Here is a 15,857-nt window from a genome sequence, read left to right on the forward strand (position 1 = left end):
GGAGGAAACGGAGGGCATGGCGGAACGTTGATGCTTGGCGGAAAAGATGCTGCCAGTGTAAAAGCGCTGATCGGCAACGCCCTCGCGGTTTATAACAAGGGCGGTGCCTTCGGTTACGGAGGTCTTGCAGGGTATGGCGGAGGTGCGGGGCTCGGTCCCACCAAGAACAATGGAAGATCAGGCACACCGGGTGTCGGCGGAACAAATGGCAAGGCGTCAACGAATGGAGCAGTTCTCTTTGAAAATCAGTAATTGAATGGTGAAGCGTTGGTTATATAGGGAAATTCCATCGCGGGAGCGGGTTGAAGCGCTCTCCAAGGCTATCAACACAAACGCATACCTCTCTACCGTGCTGATTCAGCGGGGCATCAGCGATTTCGATTCGGCAAAAAAATTCTTCCGCCCTTCACTTGAAAATCTTCACGATCCTTTCCTGATGAAGGATATGGATAAAGCTGTGAAGCGATTGAAGTTCGCCATCGACAATGAAGAAAAGATACTGATCTATGGCGATTACGATGTTGACGGAACAACAGCCGTATCGTTGGTATACAGCTACCTGAGAAAGTTCTATCCTAATTGTGAAGCTTATATCCCCGATCGCTACAGTGAAGGTTACGGCATCTCACTGGCCGGCATCGACTGGGCTGAGCAGAACGGATATTCACTCATCATTGCCCTTGATTGTGGCATCAAGTCTTTTGAGCTGGTGCGGCTCGCGCAACAGAAAGGAATAGACTTTATTATTTGCGATCACCACCTTCCGGAAGAGACCGTACCCACGGCGGTGGCGGTGCTCGATCCGAAACAGGAAGACTGCAACTATCCGTGCAGGGAGCTGAGCGGTTGTGGCCTCGGGTTCAAGCTCATGCAGGCTTACGCGAGGCTTTACCGCGATGAAAAAGACCTTTACCAGTTCCTCGATCTGGTGGCGGTGAGCATCGCCTCCGATATTGTACCCATTGTGGACGAGAACCGGGTGCTGGCGTATTTTGGTTTGAAGAAGCTGAACGAAGATCCGCTGCCTGGGCTGAAGGCGTTGAAAGACATTGCAGGCATCAAGAACGACCTCGATGTATCGGGCATCGTGTTCACGCTCGGCCCGAGGATCAATGCTGCCGGCCGCGTGGCACACGGTAGAGCAGCGGTGGAGCTCCTGATCGCCAAAACAGAAGAAGAAGCCAATGCGCTGGCAGCGAAAATAAACCTGAGCAACGACGAACGGAAAGAGTTCGATTCGTCCATCACAGAAGAGGCCATCGCCATGATCGAGACCAACAATATGGTGCGGCCGTCTAAGTCTACGGTACTTTTCAAAAACACCTGGCATAAAGGCGTTATTGGCATAGTTGCTGCTAGATGTGTGGAAAAATTTTACAGGCCCACCGTGATCCTTACCGAATCGAATAATAAAATCACAGGCTCCGCGCGCAGCGTTTACGGATTTGATCTGTACAACGCTATTCTCGAGTGCAGCGACCTGCTCGAAAAATTCGGCGGCCACAAATATGCGGCTGGGCTTACACTCGATGCCAGCAACCTCGAAGCCTTTCAGCAGCGTTTCGAAGAAGTGGTCTCATCTACCATCACAGACGAAATGCTGATTCCCGTCATAGACATCGACCTTTCTATTCAGTTTGACGCCATCAGCCCCAAGTTTCTGAACATCTTAAAGCAGATGGGTCCGTTTGGCCCCGAAAACCAGAAGCCGGTGTTCGAAGCCAGGAACGTTTACGTCTTCAATTCGCTTTCAAGCTTTAGAGACCGCCACATCAAGTTTCTGGCGCGGCAGGAGGGAAGCGACAATGTTTTTCAGGCCGTGGGCTTCGATATGGCCGAGCATTACCAGCAGGTGGCAAGGGGTGATGTTTTCAGGATGGCGTTCACCGTTGAAGAGAACGTATACAACGGCACAACATCTGTACAGTTAAGGATAAAAGATTTAAAATTCGATTCGTGATGATATTGCGGGCAGAGCATTTGATCAAGAAGTATAAGACACGCACGGTGGTGAACAACGTTTCTGTGCAGGTAGCCCAGGGTGAGATCGTAGGGTTGCTGGGCCCGAACGGAGCAGGTAAAACCACTTCTTTCTATATGATCGTGGGGCTGATCAAGCCCAATGAAGGCAAGATCTTCCTCGATACAGAAGAGATCACGCCACTGCCCATGTACCAGCGCGCCAAGAAAGGTATCGGATACCTGGCGCAGGAAGCTTCCGTTTTCAGGAAGCTCACCGTGGAGGAGAATATCATGGCCGTGCTCGAGATGAGAGACTACACCAAACAACAGCGCAAGGATAAAGTGGAGCAGCTCATTGAAGAGTTCAGCCTTCAGAAGGTTCGGAAAAGTCTCGGTATGTCGTTGTCGGGTGGCGAGCGCCGGCGTACGGAGATCGCGAGGGCGCTGGCGGTTGACCCGAACTTTGTGCTGCTCGATGAACCTTTCGCGGGTGTTGACCCTATTGCCGTGGAAGAGATCCAGACCATCGTGGCGAGGCTTAAAAACAAGAACATCGGCATCCTCATTACCGACCATAACGTAGACGAAACACTTTCGATCACGGACCGTGCTTACCTCATGGTTGACGGAAAGCTGTTCAAGTCAGGTACCGCCGAAGAGCTCGCCAACGATCCACAGGTGCGCAAGGTGTATCTCGGGCAGAACTTCGAGCTGCGCCGCGCGAAGATCAACATCCAGGATACTTATTTGTGATCGGGCACGATCTCGCGTAATATTTTCCAGACCAGCTCGGGCTCGTAACCTTTCAATATGGCGGCTTTGGAAAGCCGGTCGCGCTTGCTGTAAATGTTGTCATCATCAACGGCTGAGATTTTCTTTTCCAGGAATTCAGTAAGCGTTCTTTCGTAGTCTTCAGCATCGATCTCGCGAAGTCCCGACTGGATACAATTCGCCGAAAGGCCCTGTGCTTCGAGCGCGTTGATGATCTTCAGCCGGCCCCACTTTTTCATCCTGAACTTTCCTCCCGCAAAGGCCTTGGCATACCGTTCTTCGTTGAGAAATCCGTCGGTAATGAGGTCAACGATGAGCTCATCCACATCGCTGCGACTCAGGCCATACTCAAAAAGCTTGTTGCGCACCTCGCGGTGAGAGCGCTCCTGGTAAGCACAGTAGCGCTGGATCTTTCCTTTAGCCTCTTGTTGAGAATAAGTCTTCACTAGGTACGAGGTACGAAATACGAGGTACGGCGGTTGCCTACTGCTTCCGATAGCTTCCGGGATTGCCTAATGTCCTTTGCCTACTGCTTACTATTTCACGAGTCCCTTGTTCTTCAAAATGCTGGTCAGAAATTTCCGTTCGTTGTCGGTATTGAAGATCCTGAAAGGCAGGTGGATCAGCTGGGCCTTGTTCACGAACAGCACAAAGCTGTCTTTGCCGATCTCGGCGCGGGTGATCTGATCCCACTTCAGTGGCATTCCTTCGCGCGGATTTATTTTCATCACGATCTGCTGGCTGCTGATCTCGTAAGAGAATTTTTCGAACAACATCTTGCCTTGCTCCAGTTGCGTGACGCCGTAAAACTGGATCCACCAGAAAAGCAGGTAGAGGCCGAGGCCCACGCCGGCACCGATGAACCACCAGATGCTGGGTATCCAGATATAGAAAAGGCAAATGACGAAAGCTGCCGCAGCGGCGATCCATCCCTGTTTCCTGATCACGTTGTTGAACGCAAGGCGTATATATGTTTTTTTGTCGAGTTTGTAATTTTTGGTTTTAACGATCATAAATCTGTATTCACAAGTTAGGGGATCACAGCCAGGGCGATCCTTTATTAAAATTTCTAAAATGCCTTTAAGCTCAGGTCGAGGCTTTTTACAGAGTGCGTCAGTGCACCGATGGAGATGTAATCCACGCCACATTCGGCAACGCTCCGGATATTGGCTTCGGTGATGCCGCCGCTCGCCTCCGTTTTGTATTTGCCGCCGATCAGCCGCACAGCTTCTTTCATGGTGTCGTTATCCATGTTATCGAGCATGATCACATCTACGTTCCCGGTTTCCAGCACGGCTTTGACCTCTTCCAGGTTCCGTGTTTCGATCTCGATCTTCAGTTTTTTACCGGTGGCGCGAAGATAATCGTTTGTACGGTTGATTGCTTCTTTAATTCCTCCCGCCATGTCGATATGATTGTCTTTCAGCATGATCATGTCGTACAAACCGATGCGGTGATTATGGCCCCCGCCGATCACCACGGCCCATTTTTCAGGCAGCCTGAAGTTGGGGGTTGTTTTGCGTGTATCCAGCAGCTGGCTTCCCGTGCCTTTTACGAGGTTCACGAGGTGCCGGGTCTTGGTGGCGATCCCGCTCATGCGCTGCATCACGTTCAGCACAAGCCTTTCGGAAGCGAGAATGGATCTTGACAACCCGGAGACGGTGAGCGCAATATCGCCGGTTTTGATCTCCGAACCGTCTGTAAGCTGCACATCAACCCGCAGGCTCTTGTCTACCGTGTGAAAGATCTTCCAGGCCATCTCCACCCCGGCCAGTATTCCAGTATCTTTTACCAGGAGCCGGGCGCGGCTTGTGGCGTCTGGCCGGATGGCTGCCAGCGACGAATGGTCACCATCGCCGAGGTCTTCTTTCAGCGCCGAAGCAATGAACTGCTTCAGAAAATCATCGGTGATATATGCCGGTTTCACCGTGCAAAAATAAATCAGGATTGATCACAATAAAGCCCGCCTGACAGGTTTACGGGTAAATATTTTAGATAGGAATGCCAGCGCCGGCAGGGAAACAGGCGCTATTCTTTGGAAAAAGAGATCTCGTGAAGCAGCTGCTGGTTGTTGATAGACTTGATCTTCATGAATACCCTGTATACATCGTCACCGCTTTTGTATTGCCCGATGGCAAAAGGCTGGCCTCCCCTGGAGGAACCCTGGTGAATGATGCCAAATTCGGAAGGAGGATGCTGTTTGAAGAAATCCCTGAAAACAAACTCCGCCTGCGATTTGCTGTACGATTCCACCTTACCCTCTATGGTAACATCCACCGTTTGATTCAGGTACCTGGAAAGTTCTTTAGCGCTCCCTGCCTTGATGGTCTCCCTGATCATGCCGATAACATCATTTTGCGCCATGGCGGCAAACACTTGTAAGGTAAGTGCTGCAATGATGACCAGTAACGCCTGTGACCTTTTCTCCTTCATGACAGTGTTTGTTTGCGGCTAAAATTATGCCATTGTTGAAAGATAAAGAAATTTAAATCATGGCCGTGCTGTTACCGGAAAGGGCAATCTGAGATTCTCCAATAAAATCTTACAATCCATGCCTATATTTGCGCGCTTTGTAAAGGTATGAATTCATTTCTTACATCCTGAAAGGGCTTTTGCGGTGAATTTGAGGCCTTTGTTTGTTGATACTGATTATATCCTATGAATAAAAAAGTTTTGCTGATGATTTTGGATGGCTGGGGTATTGCCACCAAGAAAGAAGTGTCGGCGATTGATAAGGCGAACACACCGTTTATTAATTCTCTGTACGGGAAATACCCTCACAGCAAACTGGAAGCTTCCGGATTGGCCGTTGGCTTGCCTGCGGGCCAGATGGGCAACTCAGAAGTGGGTCACATGAACATCGGCGCCGGAAGGGTTGTTTACCAGGACCTCGTTCGGGTGAACAAAGCGATAGACGAACATGAGCTCGACCACAACCCCGTGCTGCTCGATGCTTTTGCTTACGCGAAAAAGAACAACAAAAATGTGCACTACATCGGCCTGCTCTCAGATGGCGGCGTGCACTCCCACATCGGCCACCTCAAAGGCCTCATCACCATCGCTCATAAGAACGATATCAAAAATTTGTTCGTGCACGCCTTCACCGACGGACGCGACACCGACCCGAAAGGCGGAAAAGATTATTTAAAAGACCTGATCGGTCATCTCAATAAGACCACGGGCAGACTGGCCAGCATCGTAGGGCGATATTATGCCATGGACCGCGACAAACGTTGGGAACGCGTGAAGCTCGCCTACGACCTGATGGTGAAAGGCATCGGAGAAAAAACAAACGATCCCCTGCAAGCTGTGCAGCGTTCGTACGACAACAATGTGACTGATGAATTTATCAAACCCATTGTTGTTACTGACAGCCAGCAGCGCGTAGCCACCATCCAGGAAGGAGACGTGGTGTTGTGCTTCAACTTCAGAACGGATCGCGGCAGGCAGATCACCCAGGCACTGACCCAGCAGGATTTCCCCGAGCAGGGAATGAAGAAGATGGATCTCTACTACATCACGCTTACCAACTATGACGACACGTTCAGGAACGTGAAGATCATTTTTGATAAAGATAATCTTGAGATGACCCTCGGCGAGGTGGTTGCCGCTGCGGGAAAGAAACAGATCCGCATCGCGGAAACGGAAAAGTATCCGCACGTTACTTTCTTTTTCTCGGGAGGCCGTGAAGAGGCGTTTCCCGGAGAGACCCGCCTCATGTGCCCTTCGCCAAAAGTGGCTACCTACGATCTGAAGCCCGAGATGAGCGCTTACGACATCAAAGACAAGATCATTCCGGAGCTGAATGCGAAGTCGGCGGATTTTATATGCCTCAATTTTGCCAACCCTGACATGGTGGGGCACACCGGTGTTTTTGAGGCCGCGGTGAAAGCTTGTGAGACCGTTGACCTCTGCGCGCAGAAAGTGACCGAGGCTGCCCTCAAGAACGATTATGCGGTGATCATCATTGCAGACCACGGCAACGCCGATATCATGATCAACGATGACGGCACACCCAACACAGCCCACACTACCAACCTGGTGCCCTGCATTCTGGTGGATGACAGCTATAAAGGCAAACTGAAGAATGGAAAGCTCGGCGATCTTGCTCCTACCATACTGGCATTGATGGGCATCGGCCGTCCGGAACAAATGACAGGAGATGTGTTGCTGGAAAAATAATCGTTGCAGCATTTTTCTGAGCCTGCTCATGCTGGCTGCGCTCCTCACCGGATGCGAGTCTGGCAGAGAGGGGTCAGCCTTTTATCCGGTAGACAGTCTGGTGTCGGCCCAGATCAGAACGCTGGCCGCCGTGAAGGCTGTGCTTCACAAGGAAGCAACGCTGGGCGGCCAAACGGATAAGTCTGTGTATACACCGAAAGACACCACCGCCTGGACCGATGAGCTGGACGTTTTCAGGCAGCTGCACGAGATCAACAAACCTGTGAACCGCGACATTTATATTGTTGACGATGGCCTGTACGATCCAAGCAGCAACCTGACGGTGAAAGCCTTCACTGCCACCGAGCCGCTGCCTGTGATGTCGATGCGCATCTACTATGACAATTCTATCAAGAAGCCCCGCAAGATCGAAGCGGTGTATGCGGAAGCGAACTCGCTTTATCAAAGCTCAAAAACATTATTGATGGAATTTCAGCAGATCAACAATAAAACAGTGCTCACATCCTACACTATAGAGGGAGGCCAGAAGATGATCATGCGCGATTCGGTAACGTTCTCTGTGCGGGGAAAAATTCAAATAGATTAATCAGGCGCGAAGCATCGCGAGAACTATGGCAAAAAGAGGTGGAAAAGCGCCGCTGGCGAAAGAAGAGAAGCGAAAGCTGACAAAAGAAAACCTGCAACGCCTGGCGGGCGCATTCCGGTTTATGCTTCCCTACAAGGGGCTGTTCATCCTGGGGTTGATCGCACTTGCCCTCTCGAGCCTTTTACTGCTGGCGTTTCCACGCCTGTCTGGCGAGCTGCTCGACGTTGCCACAGGCAAAGGAAAATATTTCGGCAACATCAATCATGTAGTAGTTGCGTTGTTGGGCATCCTGCTGGTGCAAAGCGTTTTTTCTTTTGTCCGCGTGTACACCTTCGCCATCGTGAGCGAGCGTGGCATGGCAGACCTGAGAAAGGCTGTGTATGAAAAAGTGGTGTGGCTGCCCATGAGCTTTTTCGATAGCCGCAGGGTTGGCGAGCTGATGAGTCGCATCACGGCCGATGTGGGCACGTTGCAAGAGACTTTCACCACATCGCTGGCGGAGCTGCTTCGCCAGGTGCTCACGTTGCTGTTCGGCATAGGCATCATCTTCTACCTGGCACCTTCGCTGGCTGGCTTCATGCTGCTCACCTTCCCGGTGCTGGTGATCGCTGCGCTCATCTTCGGCAAATACATCCGCAAGCTTTCGAAAAAAACACAGGACAAACTTGCTGACGCCAACGTGGTGGTGGAGGAGTCGCTGCAGTCGATCTTTATCGTGAAGGCTTTTACCAATGAGCTGTTCGAGATCAACCGGTATGGCAGGGCGCTGAAAGAAGTAGTGAGCGTCGCCATCCAGTCTGCGCGTTACCGCGGCATCTTTATCTCCTTTATTGTCTTCGCGCTTTTTGGCGGCATTGTGGCGGTGGGCTGGTATGGCGCCACCCTGGTGCAGTCGGGCGCGCTTTCTGTAGGCGAGCTGTTTGCGTTTGTGTTCTACACATCGTTCATCGGATTTTCAATCGCAGGTCTTGGCGAGATCTTCACCCAGGTCCAGCGGTCTATCGGCGCCTCCGAAAGGGTGCTGGAGATCCTGTATCACCAGGATGAAGCGGAGCCGGAGGCGGGCAAGCTGAATCTGAACGGTGCCATCAGCTTTGAAAATGTTTCATTCGCGTATCCATCCCGTAAGGATTACCAGGTGCTTGAAGACCTCAACTTCACCATCAGCGCAGGCGAGAAAGTGGCGCTGGTGGGTCAAAGCGGCTCCGGGAAATCAACCATCATCAACCTGCTGATGCGGTTCTACCAGATCCAGCAGGGTATGATCAGGGTCGATGGCCAGGACGTGAACGACTTCAACCTGACAGCCTACCGGCACAACCTCGGCGTGGTGCCACAGGAAGTGATCTTGTTCGGCGGCAGCATCCGGGAAAATATCCGTTATGGCCGGCCCGACGCCACCGATGAGCAAGTACGGGAAGCCGCGCGCAAAGCCAACGCGCTCGAATTTATAGAGGGCTTCCCTGAACAATTCGAGACCCTGGTGGGCGAGCGGGGTGTGAAACTGTCGGGCGGGCAACGTCAACGCATTGCTATTGCCCGTGCTATCCTGAAAGATCCGGTGATCCTGATCCTCGATGAAGCCACCAGCTCGCTCGATGCGCATTCTGAAGTGCTGGTGCAGGAGGCCCTCGAAAAGCTGATGGAAGGAAGGACCACCATTATAATTGCACACCGGCTCAGCACTATTAAGAAAGTAGACCGTATCTTTGTAATACAGCAGGGAAAGCTGGCCGAAATGGGTTCGCACGCCGAACTAACCAGGCTCAACAATGGTATTTATAGTAACTTGCTGAAACTGCAATTGCAATAAGTAATGAATGCCGTCTCCAACCGTCTTTTGAAAGATTTCAGGCTGCGCTCGACGCCCAGCCGGCAGGAGATACTGCATTTGTTCCTGAAAAAAGAATACGCCCTTTCGCACGGCGATATCGAAAAAGAGATCAGCAACGCGCTCGACCGTGTTACCGTCTATCGCACGCTGAAAACATTCCTTGACAAAGGCCTGATCCATAAGGTGCTGGACGATGAAGGCAGCCTGAAATATGCGCTGTGCAATGATGCATGTACCGCTACCGGCCATCACCACAACCACGTTCATTTCAAGTGTACCCACTGCGGGCAGACCAACTGCCTGAACGTTGAGATCCCCCCCGTTAAACTGCCGAAAGGTTATAAAGCCAAAGAATTGAACCTGCTGATCCAGGGTGTGTGCGAGAGCTGCTCTGCATGAGGCTGTTACATCTTTTTTAAATCCTTGGGATAAATCATTCGTGTAAGTTTTCGGGATTAAAATATATTTGTAGTTTTGAAGGTTGGCCGAAGCCTGTAGTTCTTTTTTTTGGGGATTATTAGCTTCTAAATAGAAATCTGAACCCTGTTTGCTAGTACATTTTAACATACTTGGAGCATCCCTTTTCGGCGATTTAAGCGAAAGAGAGATCATTCTTTTTGGGATCTTTGGATTTATCATCATCCTTTTCCTGGTGCTTGACCTTGGCTTGTTCCATAAGCAAGCCCATAAAATAAGCACCAAGTCCGCACTCTACCAGAGCATTTTCTGGGTGTGCATCTCAACCCTGTTTGGTCTTTTTATTTACTTATATGATGAGACGGGAGCGGAGGGGGCAATCGAGTATTTCTCGGCCTACCTGACGGAGTATGCGCTTTCGGTCGACAATATTTTTGTTATCCTTTTAATTCTCAAATACTTCAAGGTAAACGAGACCTATTACCACCGCATCCTCTTCTGGGGTATTCTCGGCGCCATCGTATTCAGGGCTATCTTTATTTTCGTGGGCGCGTTGCTCATCCACAAGTTCAGCTGGATCCTGTACATCTTCGGCGTGTTCCTGATCTACTCCGGTATCCGCATCTATTTTGAGGATGGCGATGAGAAGATCGAGCCCGAGAAGAATCCGATCCTGAAGTTTTGTAAAAAATACCTCCCGATGTCAGGGGTGGATCACGGCGGCAAATTTATGATCCGCGAAGACGGAAGACTGTTGTTCACACCGCTGTTCCTGGTGATTGTGCTGATCGAGACCACTGACCTGATCTTTGCCGTGGATTCCATTCCCGCAGCTTTTGCCATCACACAGAATCCGTTCCTGATCTATACGTCTAATATCTTTGCCGTGATGGGTCTCAGGGCGATGTTCTTCCTGCTGGCGGGTATCATCGACAAGTTCTACCTCCTGCAAAAAGGATTGTCTATCATCCTGTTCTTCATTGGTGCCAAAATGTTGCTGGAGATCTGGCACATCGACGTTAACGTATACCTGTCGTTTACTGTCATCATTGCCACACTGACGCTGTCTATCATCTTCTCGGTGCTGATACCCAGAAGAAGCGAGCAGCCGCCGGAAGAAGTTAGTTAGGATGAATGCCCTCGGCGAAGAGATTCTTCGGTAGGATCTTCAGCAGGATGGGCAGCGTCAAAAATTTTTGCGGCAGCGAAATAATCACAAACGTAGGAACGGTTTTCAGGATCTGGATCAGTTGCTTGCGCATCCGCTCCTTCTCTTCAAGCGTGAGCTCGTTTGAGCGCGCCTTTTTCAGCAGGCTCATCACTTCTTCACTTTCCTGAAGCTCTTTCATCAAACGTCCTTTGTTCTTTTCAGCGATCCTGGCCACACGTTTAATGAACTGTTCGCTCACCTGGTTATAGTCCTGCTTGTTTTGCAGATACTCAAGCTGTTCCCAATGTTCCAGCACAAATCCCTCGATGGCGATAAGGCTGTTTTCCAAGTCTTCTTCACTGAAGCCCAGGTGCGTGCAAAATCTTTTCAGGAAATCGATCTCTGCCTGTTCTACTTTTTTGTCGGCCCAGATGGTGAGCACGGCCATTTCAAGGAAGAACTTTTTCAGAATCCACGAGTTTTCAGAAGGCAGGTGGATCTCGTTGATGTCGATACCTTTTTCGAATATCTTCAGCGCCTCCTTCCGTTTTTCAGAAGAGAGGTCAGTGCTGTGAAGGAAAAAATCGAGCAGCTTCTTTTCTTCGTAAACCACTTCTTTGTTGGCGTGCGAGGCCGCCGCAATGACCTTCACCACCGAGAAGCGCAGCTCTTCACGTTCGTAACGGAAAAAATCCGCCACGATCCTGTCTGCGTTGGTGTGGATCCACTGGCCGAAGATGAAAACATCCAGGAACAACAGACTGTTGTGAAAGAAGTAGGTCCAGAAATTTCCTTCGAAGTCGCTGGTGCGATCGATCCTTTTATCCAGGATCTTTTCGGCTACTTCCAGGGGTGTTTTCTTCCGCCCGAAAAGAGTCTTGGCCGGCGTTGAAAGCTCCGGGAAAATGTTGTTGTAAAAATTGCCGATGTTCTCCAGTGTTTTGAAGATCACCCCGGAGACATCTTCTGCTGAATTGACTTTTTTATCGTAAAAAAGAAGGGAGCTGCTGATCAGGCTTTCGGCAAGCAGGATCTTCATTTTGTCTTTTTCACCCCACTGTTCCTGGCTGGGATGGTCCATGCCTACTGACTGTCCATACATTAGCCCGGTTGGCTGAATGATCCGGTAAAGAGACTGCTCGGGATGCGATCCCTTGCGCGCTGCTTCGCTTGTCAGGCTCACCAGCAGATCCTTGCGGAAATCGAGATATTCTTTCAACCAGCCTTTTTCACTTGGTTTCATGGGGAACTATTTAAGGGACAAGGGGTTCCGGAAATTAAAGATTTTCGGGCAATCTTAAAACAGCTTACTTCAAAGAGGCCTTCCAGCCCTTTAAATCCATGTTTTTTGCAGCTGACTCCACCTTTTCCTTCAGTTCAGATTTGTATCGGTCAAGCGCCTGGGCCAGTGTTGCATCGTTGCATCCCAGGATCTGGGCTGCCAGAATGCCCGCATTTTTTGCACCGTTCAGCGCCACGGTAGCCACCGGCACGCCCCCAGGCATTTGAAGTATAGACAGCACAGAATCCCATCCGTCGATAGAGTTGCTGGATTTGACTGGTACTCCGATCACCGGTAACGACGTAAGAGAGGCTACCATGCCGGGGAGGTGTGCTGCCCCGCCTGCGCCGGCTATAATCACTTTTAAACCTCTTTTTCTGGCCTCAGATGCATATTCTACCATGCGCAGTGGTGTGCGATGCGCCGACACCACGGTGAGCTCATAAGGCACGCCAAGCTCTTCCATAACTTCAGCAGCCTCTTTCATAACCCCCAGGTCAGACTGGCTGCCCATAATGATACCTACCAGCGGTTTACTCATATCAGGCAATAACTTTAAGTGTATGCTTCACAAGATCGGCTTTCTTCCTCAGGCTGCCGAGGTCATGGTCAACAATGGTGACGTGTCCCATCTTCCGGAAAGGTTTCGTCAGCTTTTTGCCATAAAGATGCACATGAACACCCGGAACCTGCATTACCTCGTCAAACCCCTGATACTGCGCCAGGCCACTGAAGCCGGGCTCGCCGAGCAGGTTTACCATGGCGCTGGGCATGATCTGCGTAGTGTCGCCCAACGGAAGATTGAGAATGGCGCGCAGATGCTGCTCATATTGTGATGTGATGTTGGCTTCGATGGTCTGATGCCCGCTGTTATGCGGACGCGGTGCCACTTCATTCACCAGCACTTCTCCGGTTTTGGTCATGAACATCTCCACCGCCAGCAAGCCCACCATGTTGAGCTGCGTGATGAGCCCTGATGCAATGGCTTCGGCCTTCTTTGCAACAGCTTCCGGGATCTGCGCCGGTGCAAAAAGATACTCCACCAGGTTCTGCACCGGGTGAAACACCATTTCAACAACAGGAAATGTTTTTATTTCGCCCTTTTCGTTTCGGGCCACGATCACCGAGATCTCTTTTTCGAAGTCGATGAGCTTTTCGAGAAGTCCCGGCGCATCGAATGCCTTCGACAGGTCGGCCTCCGTTCTCAGGATCTGCACACCTCTTCCGTCATAACCTTCGCGGCCAAGCTTATTCACCGCGGGGATGAAATGTTTGTTGGCCTTTACTTCTTCGGCATTGGCCGTGAGTATAAAATCCGCAGTAGGGATACCGTGATTGCGATAGAATTGTTTTTGTGCGCGCTTATCCTGGATGAGCTCGATGACCTCGGGTTGGGGAAATACTTTTTTCCCCCGGCGCACCAACTCCTTCAACGCCGCTGTATTCACGTTCTCGATCTCGATGGTGATGATGTCGCAGGCGCTGCCGAACTGCATCACCGTATCAAAGTCTGTAAGCTTGCCCGTATGGAACTCTGCCAGTGAGGCACAGGGCGCGTTCGCATCGGGGTCGAGAATAGCAAAAGGAATATTGAAGTCGATGCCTGACTGAATGAGCATACGGCCCAGCTGGCCTCCGCCCAAAATGCCAAGCTTGAAGTTCTGATGAAATGACTGGCTCAAAGTTTGAAGTTTGGTGGCAATTTAACCATGCGCAGACAAACGCCCTAAGATTTTTGTGCGATGCCTATTTCGCTTTCTGTGCGTCGGCACTTTCTATTTCCACACTCAGGATCTGGTCGCCTACGCCGATATGGTGCACCACTTCCATGCCGCTCTCCACTTCCGCAAAAATGGTGTAACGGCCATCGAGGTGAGGGGTAGGCGAGTGGGTGATGAACCATTGGGTGCCTTCGGTATCTTTTCCCGCTGACGCCATGCCCACACTTCCGGTGGTGTAGCGCCGTGGTGAGAACTCAGAGCGGATCGAATAGTCTTCGCTGCCCCAGCCATCGCCGCGGTTGCAACCTGCCTGGATCACAAAATTCGGCACCACACGGTGAAAGAATTTTTGATCGAAATAATGCTGCCGTGCCAGCGCTACAAAATTGGCAACAGAACCCGGCGCTTCTTCCACCAGCAGCCGCAGCGTGATGGTACCCTTAGAAGTGTGAATAACGGCACGCTGGTCTTTCGGAATGCTTCTTACAAGCGCCCAATCGATAGGATGATTGAAGGCATTGGTAACAGCAGGAGCTTTTCTTTTTTCGAAATAGGCAATGGCGGCTTCCAGCGGCTGGAGGGCTTCATTGTCTCTGGGTAACGAAAGCTTCTGTTTGGCCTCTGTTAAGAATGAAGGGTCCTTGATCACATCGCGGTAGCCCAGCGTTGAATCTCCGAGGGCAGCTGCCACCGAGCCGATCACGGCCGCATCGCCTGTCTGCATCGCTTTAACATACAGGCCGGCAAACCGTTGCTTCATAGAAGGCTGGAATTTTTTATTGCGATTGAGCTCCACAATAGCTGCCGCGGCAGACGATCTCACCACAGGAGTATCTGCTTTCAGAAGCTCCGCTTCAATGAAGTCGAGCGACGTCATGGATTGCTGCAACGCCGTGAGCAGGGCAGCCTTTTGGTAAGGATTGCCCGAACGTTGATAGGTGTTTTTGATCTCATCGATCACAGCTTTGTTCTCCTTCACTTTTACGATGGCCTCGTAGAGGTTGGCCTGCATGCGCCAGTTCTTGAGATCGCTCGCGCGGTTGGCCAGCTCGATCCAGAACTCTTCAGTAATGGTTGCCTTGATCACCTCCGAGGCAGCGATGCCTGCGTTCACATTCTTTTCGTTCAGCGCCTTTAACAGGTGATCTTTTATTTTTGCAAAAGGAAACGCGCGCATCGCCTGTATGGCATTTACACGCACACGGTAATCCTGCTCGTTGGCGAGGATCTTTTCTATCACCATCAGTGATGAGTCAGAAACGATCTTGCGGAGCGCAGCGGCAGCGGCCATGCGCACATCAGCGGAAGGATCTGTGGTGGCGGCATTTCCGATGACCTCCAGAAGGCCGTCAAAATTTTTAGCACCCCTGGCGAAGAAGTGCGCTGCGCCTAACCTGGTACGTTCACTTTCATTTTTATTCAGCAGCGCTGCCGCCGTTGCATTGTCAGAGACACCAGTTGCATTATTCAAACCTGCCCTGTACAGCGACCACGCGATGCCTGCCTTCACATCGGTTGCAGGAGGCGTCCATTGCTTCGTCACCTTTCCGTAGGCCTCCACGATCTCTTCGAGCACTTTGTTGTCTTTTTCCTTGGCCACAGCGTCCTTCAGCACATTGCCACTGCGCGATGACCGGGTCTGACCCAGCGCAAAAGCCGCAGCCCTTCTCACCGCTGTATCCTGATCAGTGAGCAGTACCGTGGCCACCTTATCTACCGATGCAGAGTCCTGGATGGAGGCGAAGGCGAGTACAGCTTCCTTCCGGTAGGCAGCATTCTCATGCGAGAAAAATGAGTGGAGGCTATCCGTTGAACGACGATCCTGGAGGTCTGCGATCCTGACGATTACCGGATCTGAGAACTTATTGAGCGATGTTTTGTCGGACGAATTGCAGGCAGCAAGAACACACGCGGCCAGGCCTGAAAGCAAAAAACGGGTCATATGATTCATC

Annotated in this window: 15 protein-coding genes and 1 pseudogene; 8 read left to right on the forward strand and 8 right to left on the reverse strand. The window is 51.1% G+C overall.

Features of this window, described 5'->3' with window-relative positions; all coding sequences use genetic code 11:
• The 3 genes and pseudogenes from KK083_RS16865 to lptB all read left to right on the forward strand — a co-directional run.
• Positions 1–252: pseudogene (locus tag KK083_RS16865) on the forward strand (hypothetical protein); the annotation flags it as partial.
• Positions 253–256: 4 nt separating this feature from the next.
• Complete coding sequence (gene recJ, locus KK083_RS16870) at positions 257–1,960, forward strand: single-stranded-DNA-specific exonuclease RecJ (protein ID WP_254164933.1); 1,704 nt, start codon at positions 257–259, stop codon at positions 1,958–1,960.
• A complete protein-coding gene (lptB, locus tag KK083_RS16875; protein ID WP_254164941.1) occupies positions 1,960–2,715 on the forward strand; it encodes an LPS export ABC transporter ATP-binding protein in 756 nt (251 codons plus the stop codon). Before recJ ends, lptB begins: the two co-directional genes overlap by 1 nt.
• On the opposite strand, the gene KK083_RS16880 is transcribed toward lptB, so the two are convergent.
• From KK083_RS16880 to KK083_RS16895, 4 genes are all read right to left on the reverse strand, one after another.
• Positions 2,706–3,179, reverse strand: a complete 474-nt coding sequence (locus KK083_RS16880) for a regulatory protein RecX (protein WP_254164943.1) — start codon at positions 3,177–3,179, stop codon at positions 2,706–2,708. The two genes, lptB and KK083_RS16880, sit on opposite strands and share 10 nt — an antisense overlap.
• A 90-nt stretch (positions 3,180–3,269) precedes the next feature.
• Positions 3,270–3,746, reverse strand: coding sequence for a YcxB family protein (locus tag KK083_RS16885; protein ID WP_254164945.1), 477 nt, complete (start codon positions 3,744–3,746; stop codon positions 3,270–3,272).
• Between the two features lie 56 nt (positions 3,747–3,802).
• Positions 3,803–4,660 (reverse strand): carboxylating nicotinate-nucleotide diphosphorylase, encoded by an 858-nt coding sequence (gene nadC, locus KK083_RS16890; RefSeq protein ID WP_254164955.1) that lies wholly within the window; start codon positions 4,658–4,660, stop codon positions 3,803–3,805.
• A 101-nt stretch (positions 4,661–4,761) separates the two neighbouring features.
• Positions 4,762–5,166 carry a DUF4783 domain-containing protein gene (locus KK083_RS16895; protein WP_254164957.1) on the reverse strand — a complete coding sequence of 135 codons (405 nt, stop codon included), beginning with the start codon at positions 5,164–5,166 and terminating at the stop codon, positions 4,762–4,764.
• Between the two features lie 225 nt (positions 5,167–5,391).
• Here KK083_RS16895 and gpmI point away from each other — a divergent pair, with 225 nt between their 5' ends.
• The 5 genes from gpmI to KK083_RS16920 all read left to right on the forward strand — a co-directional run bounded on the left by gpmI (position 5,392) and on the right by KK083_RS16920 (position 10,881).
• Entirely contained in the window at positions 5,392–6,915 is a 1,524-nt protein-coding gene (gpmI, locus tag KK083_RS16900; protein ID WP_254164959.1) for a 2,3-bisphosphoglycerate-independent phosphoglycerate mutase, read from the forward strand.
• Complete coding sequence (locus KK083_RS16905) at positions 6,896–7,501, forward strand: hypothetical protein (protein WP_254164961.1); 606 nt, start codon at positions 6,896–6,898, stop codon at positions 7,499–7,501. Before gpmI ends, KK083_RS16905 begins: the two co-directional genes overlap by 20 nt.
• A 25-nt stretch (positions 7,502–7,526) precedes the next feature.
• Positions 7,527–9,314, forward strand: coding sequence for an ABC transporter ATP-binding protein (locus KK083_RS16910; RefSeq protein WP_254164969.1), 1,788 nt, complete (start codon positions 7,527–7,529; stop codon positions 9,312–9,314).
• 3 nt (positions 9,315–9,317) lie between these two features.
• Positions 9,318–9,734: a Fur family transcriptional regulator gene (locus KK083_RS16915; RefSeq protein WP_254164976.1), complete on the forward strand. Its 417-nt coding sequence runs from the start codon at positions 9,318–9,320 to the stop codon at positions 9,732–9,734.
• Between the two features lie 148 nt (positions 9,735–9,882).
• Positions 9,883–10,881 (forward strand): TerC family protein, encoded by a 999-nt coding sequence (locus KK083_RS16920; protein ID WP_254164978.1) that lies wholly within the window; start codon positions 9,883–9,885, stop codon positions 10,879–10,881.
• On the opposite strand, the gene KK083_RS16925 is transcribed toward KK083_RS16920, so the two are convergent.
• From KK083_RS16925 to KK083_RS16940, 4 genes are all read right to left on the reverse strand, one after another.
• Complete coding sequence (locus tag KK083_RS16925) at positions 10,874–12,145, reverse strand: tellurite resistance TerB family protein (protein WP_254164980.1); 1,272 nt, start codon at positions 12,143–12,145, stop codon at positions 10,874–10,876. The two genes, KK083_RS16920 and KK083_RS16925, sit on opposite strands and share 8 nt — an antisense overlap.
• 64 nt (positions 12,146–12,209) lie before the next feature.
• Entirely contained in the window at positions 12,210–12,725 is a 516-nt protein-coding gene (gene purE, locus KK083_RS16930) for a 5-(carboxyamino)imidazole ribonucleotide mutase (protein WP_254164990.1), read from the reverse strand.
• A 1-nt stretch (position 12,726) separates the two neighbouring features.
• Complete coding sequence (locus KK083_RS16935; protein WP_262899553.1) at positions 12,727–13,866, reverse strand: 5-(carboxyamino)imidazole ribonucleotide synthase; 1,140 nt, start codon at positions 13,864–13,866, stop codon at positions 12,727–12,729.
• A gap of 64 nt (positions 13,867–13,930) precedes the next feature.
• Complete coding sequence (locus KK083_RS16940; RefSeq protein WP_254165000.1) at positions 13,931–15,847, reverse strand: peptidylprolyl isomerase; 1,917 nt, start codon at positions 15,845–15,847, stop codon at positions 13,931–13,933.
• Positions 15,848–15,857 lie beyond the last annotated feature (10 nt).

Origin of the sequence: Chryseosolibacter histidinae (assembly GCF_018598225.1) — a bacterium.
Classification (GTDB): Bacteria; Bacteroidota; Bacteroidia; order Cytophagales; family Cyclobacteriaceae; genus Chryseosolibacter; species Chryseosolibacter histidini.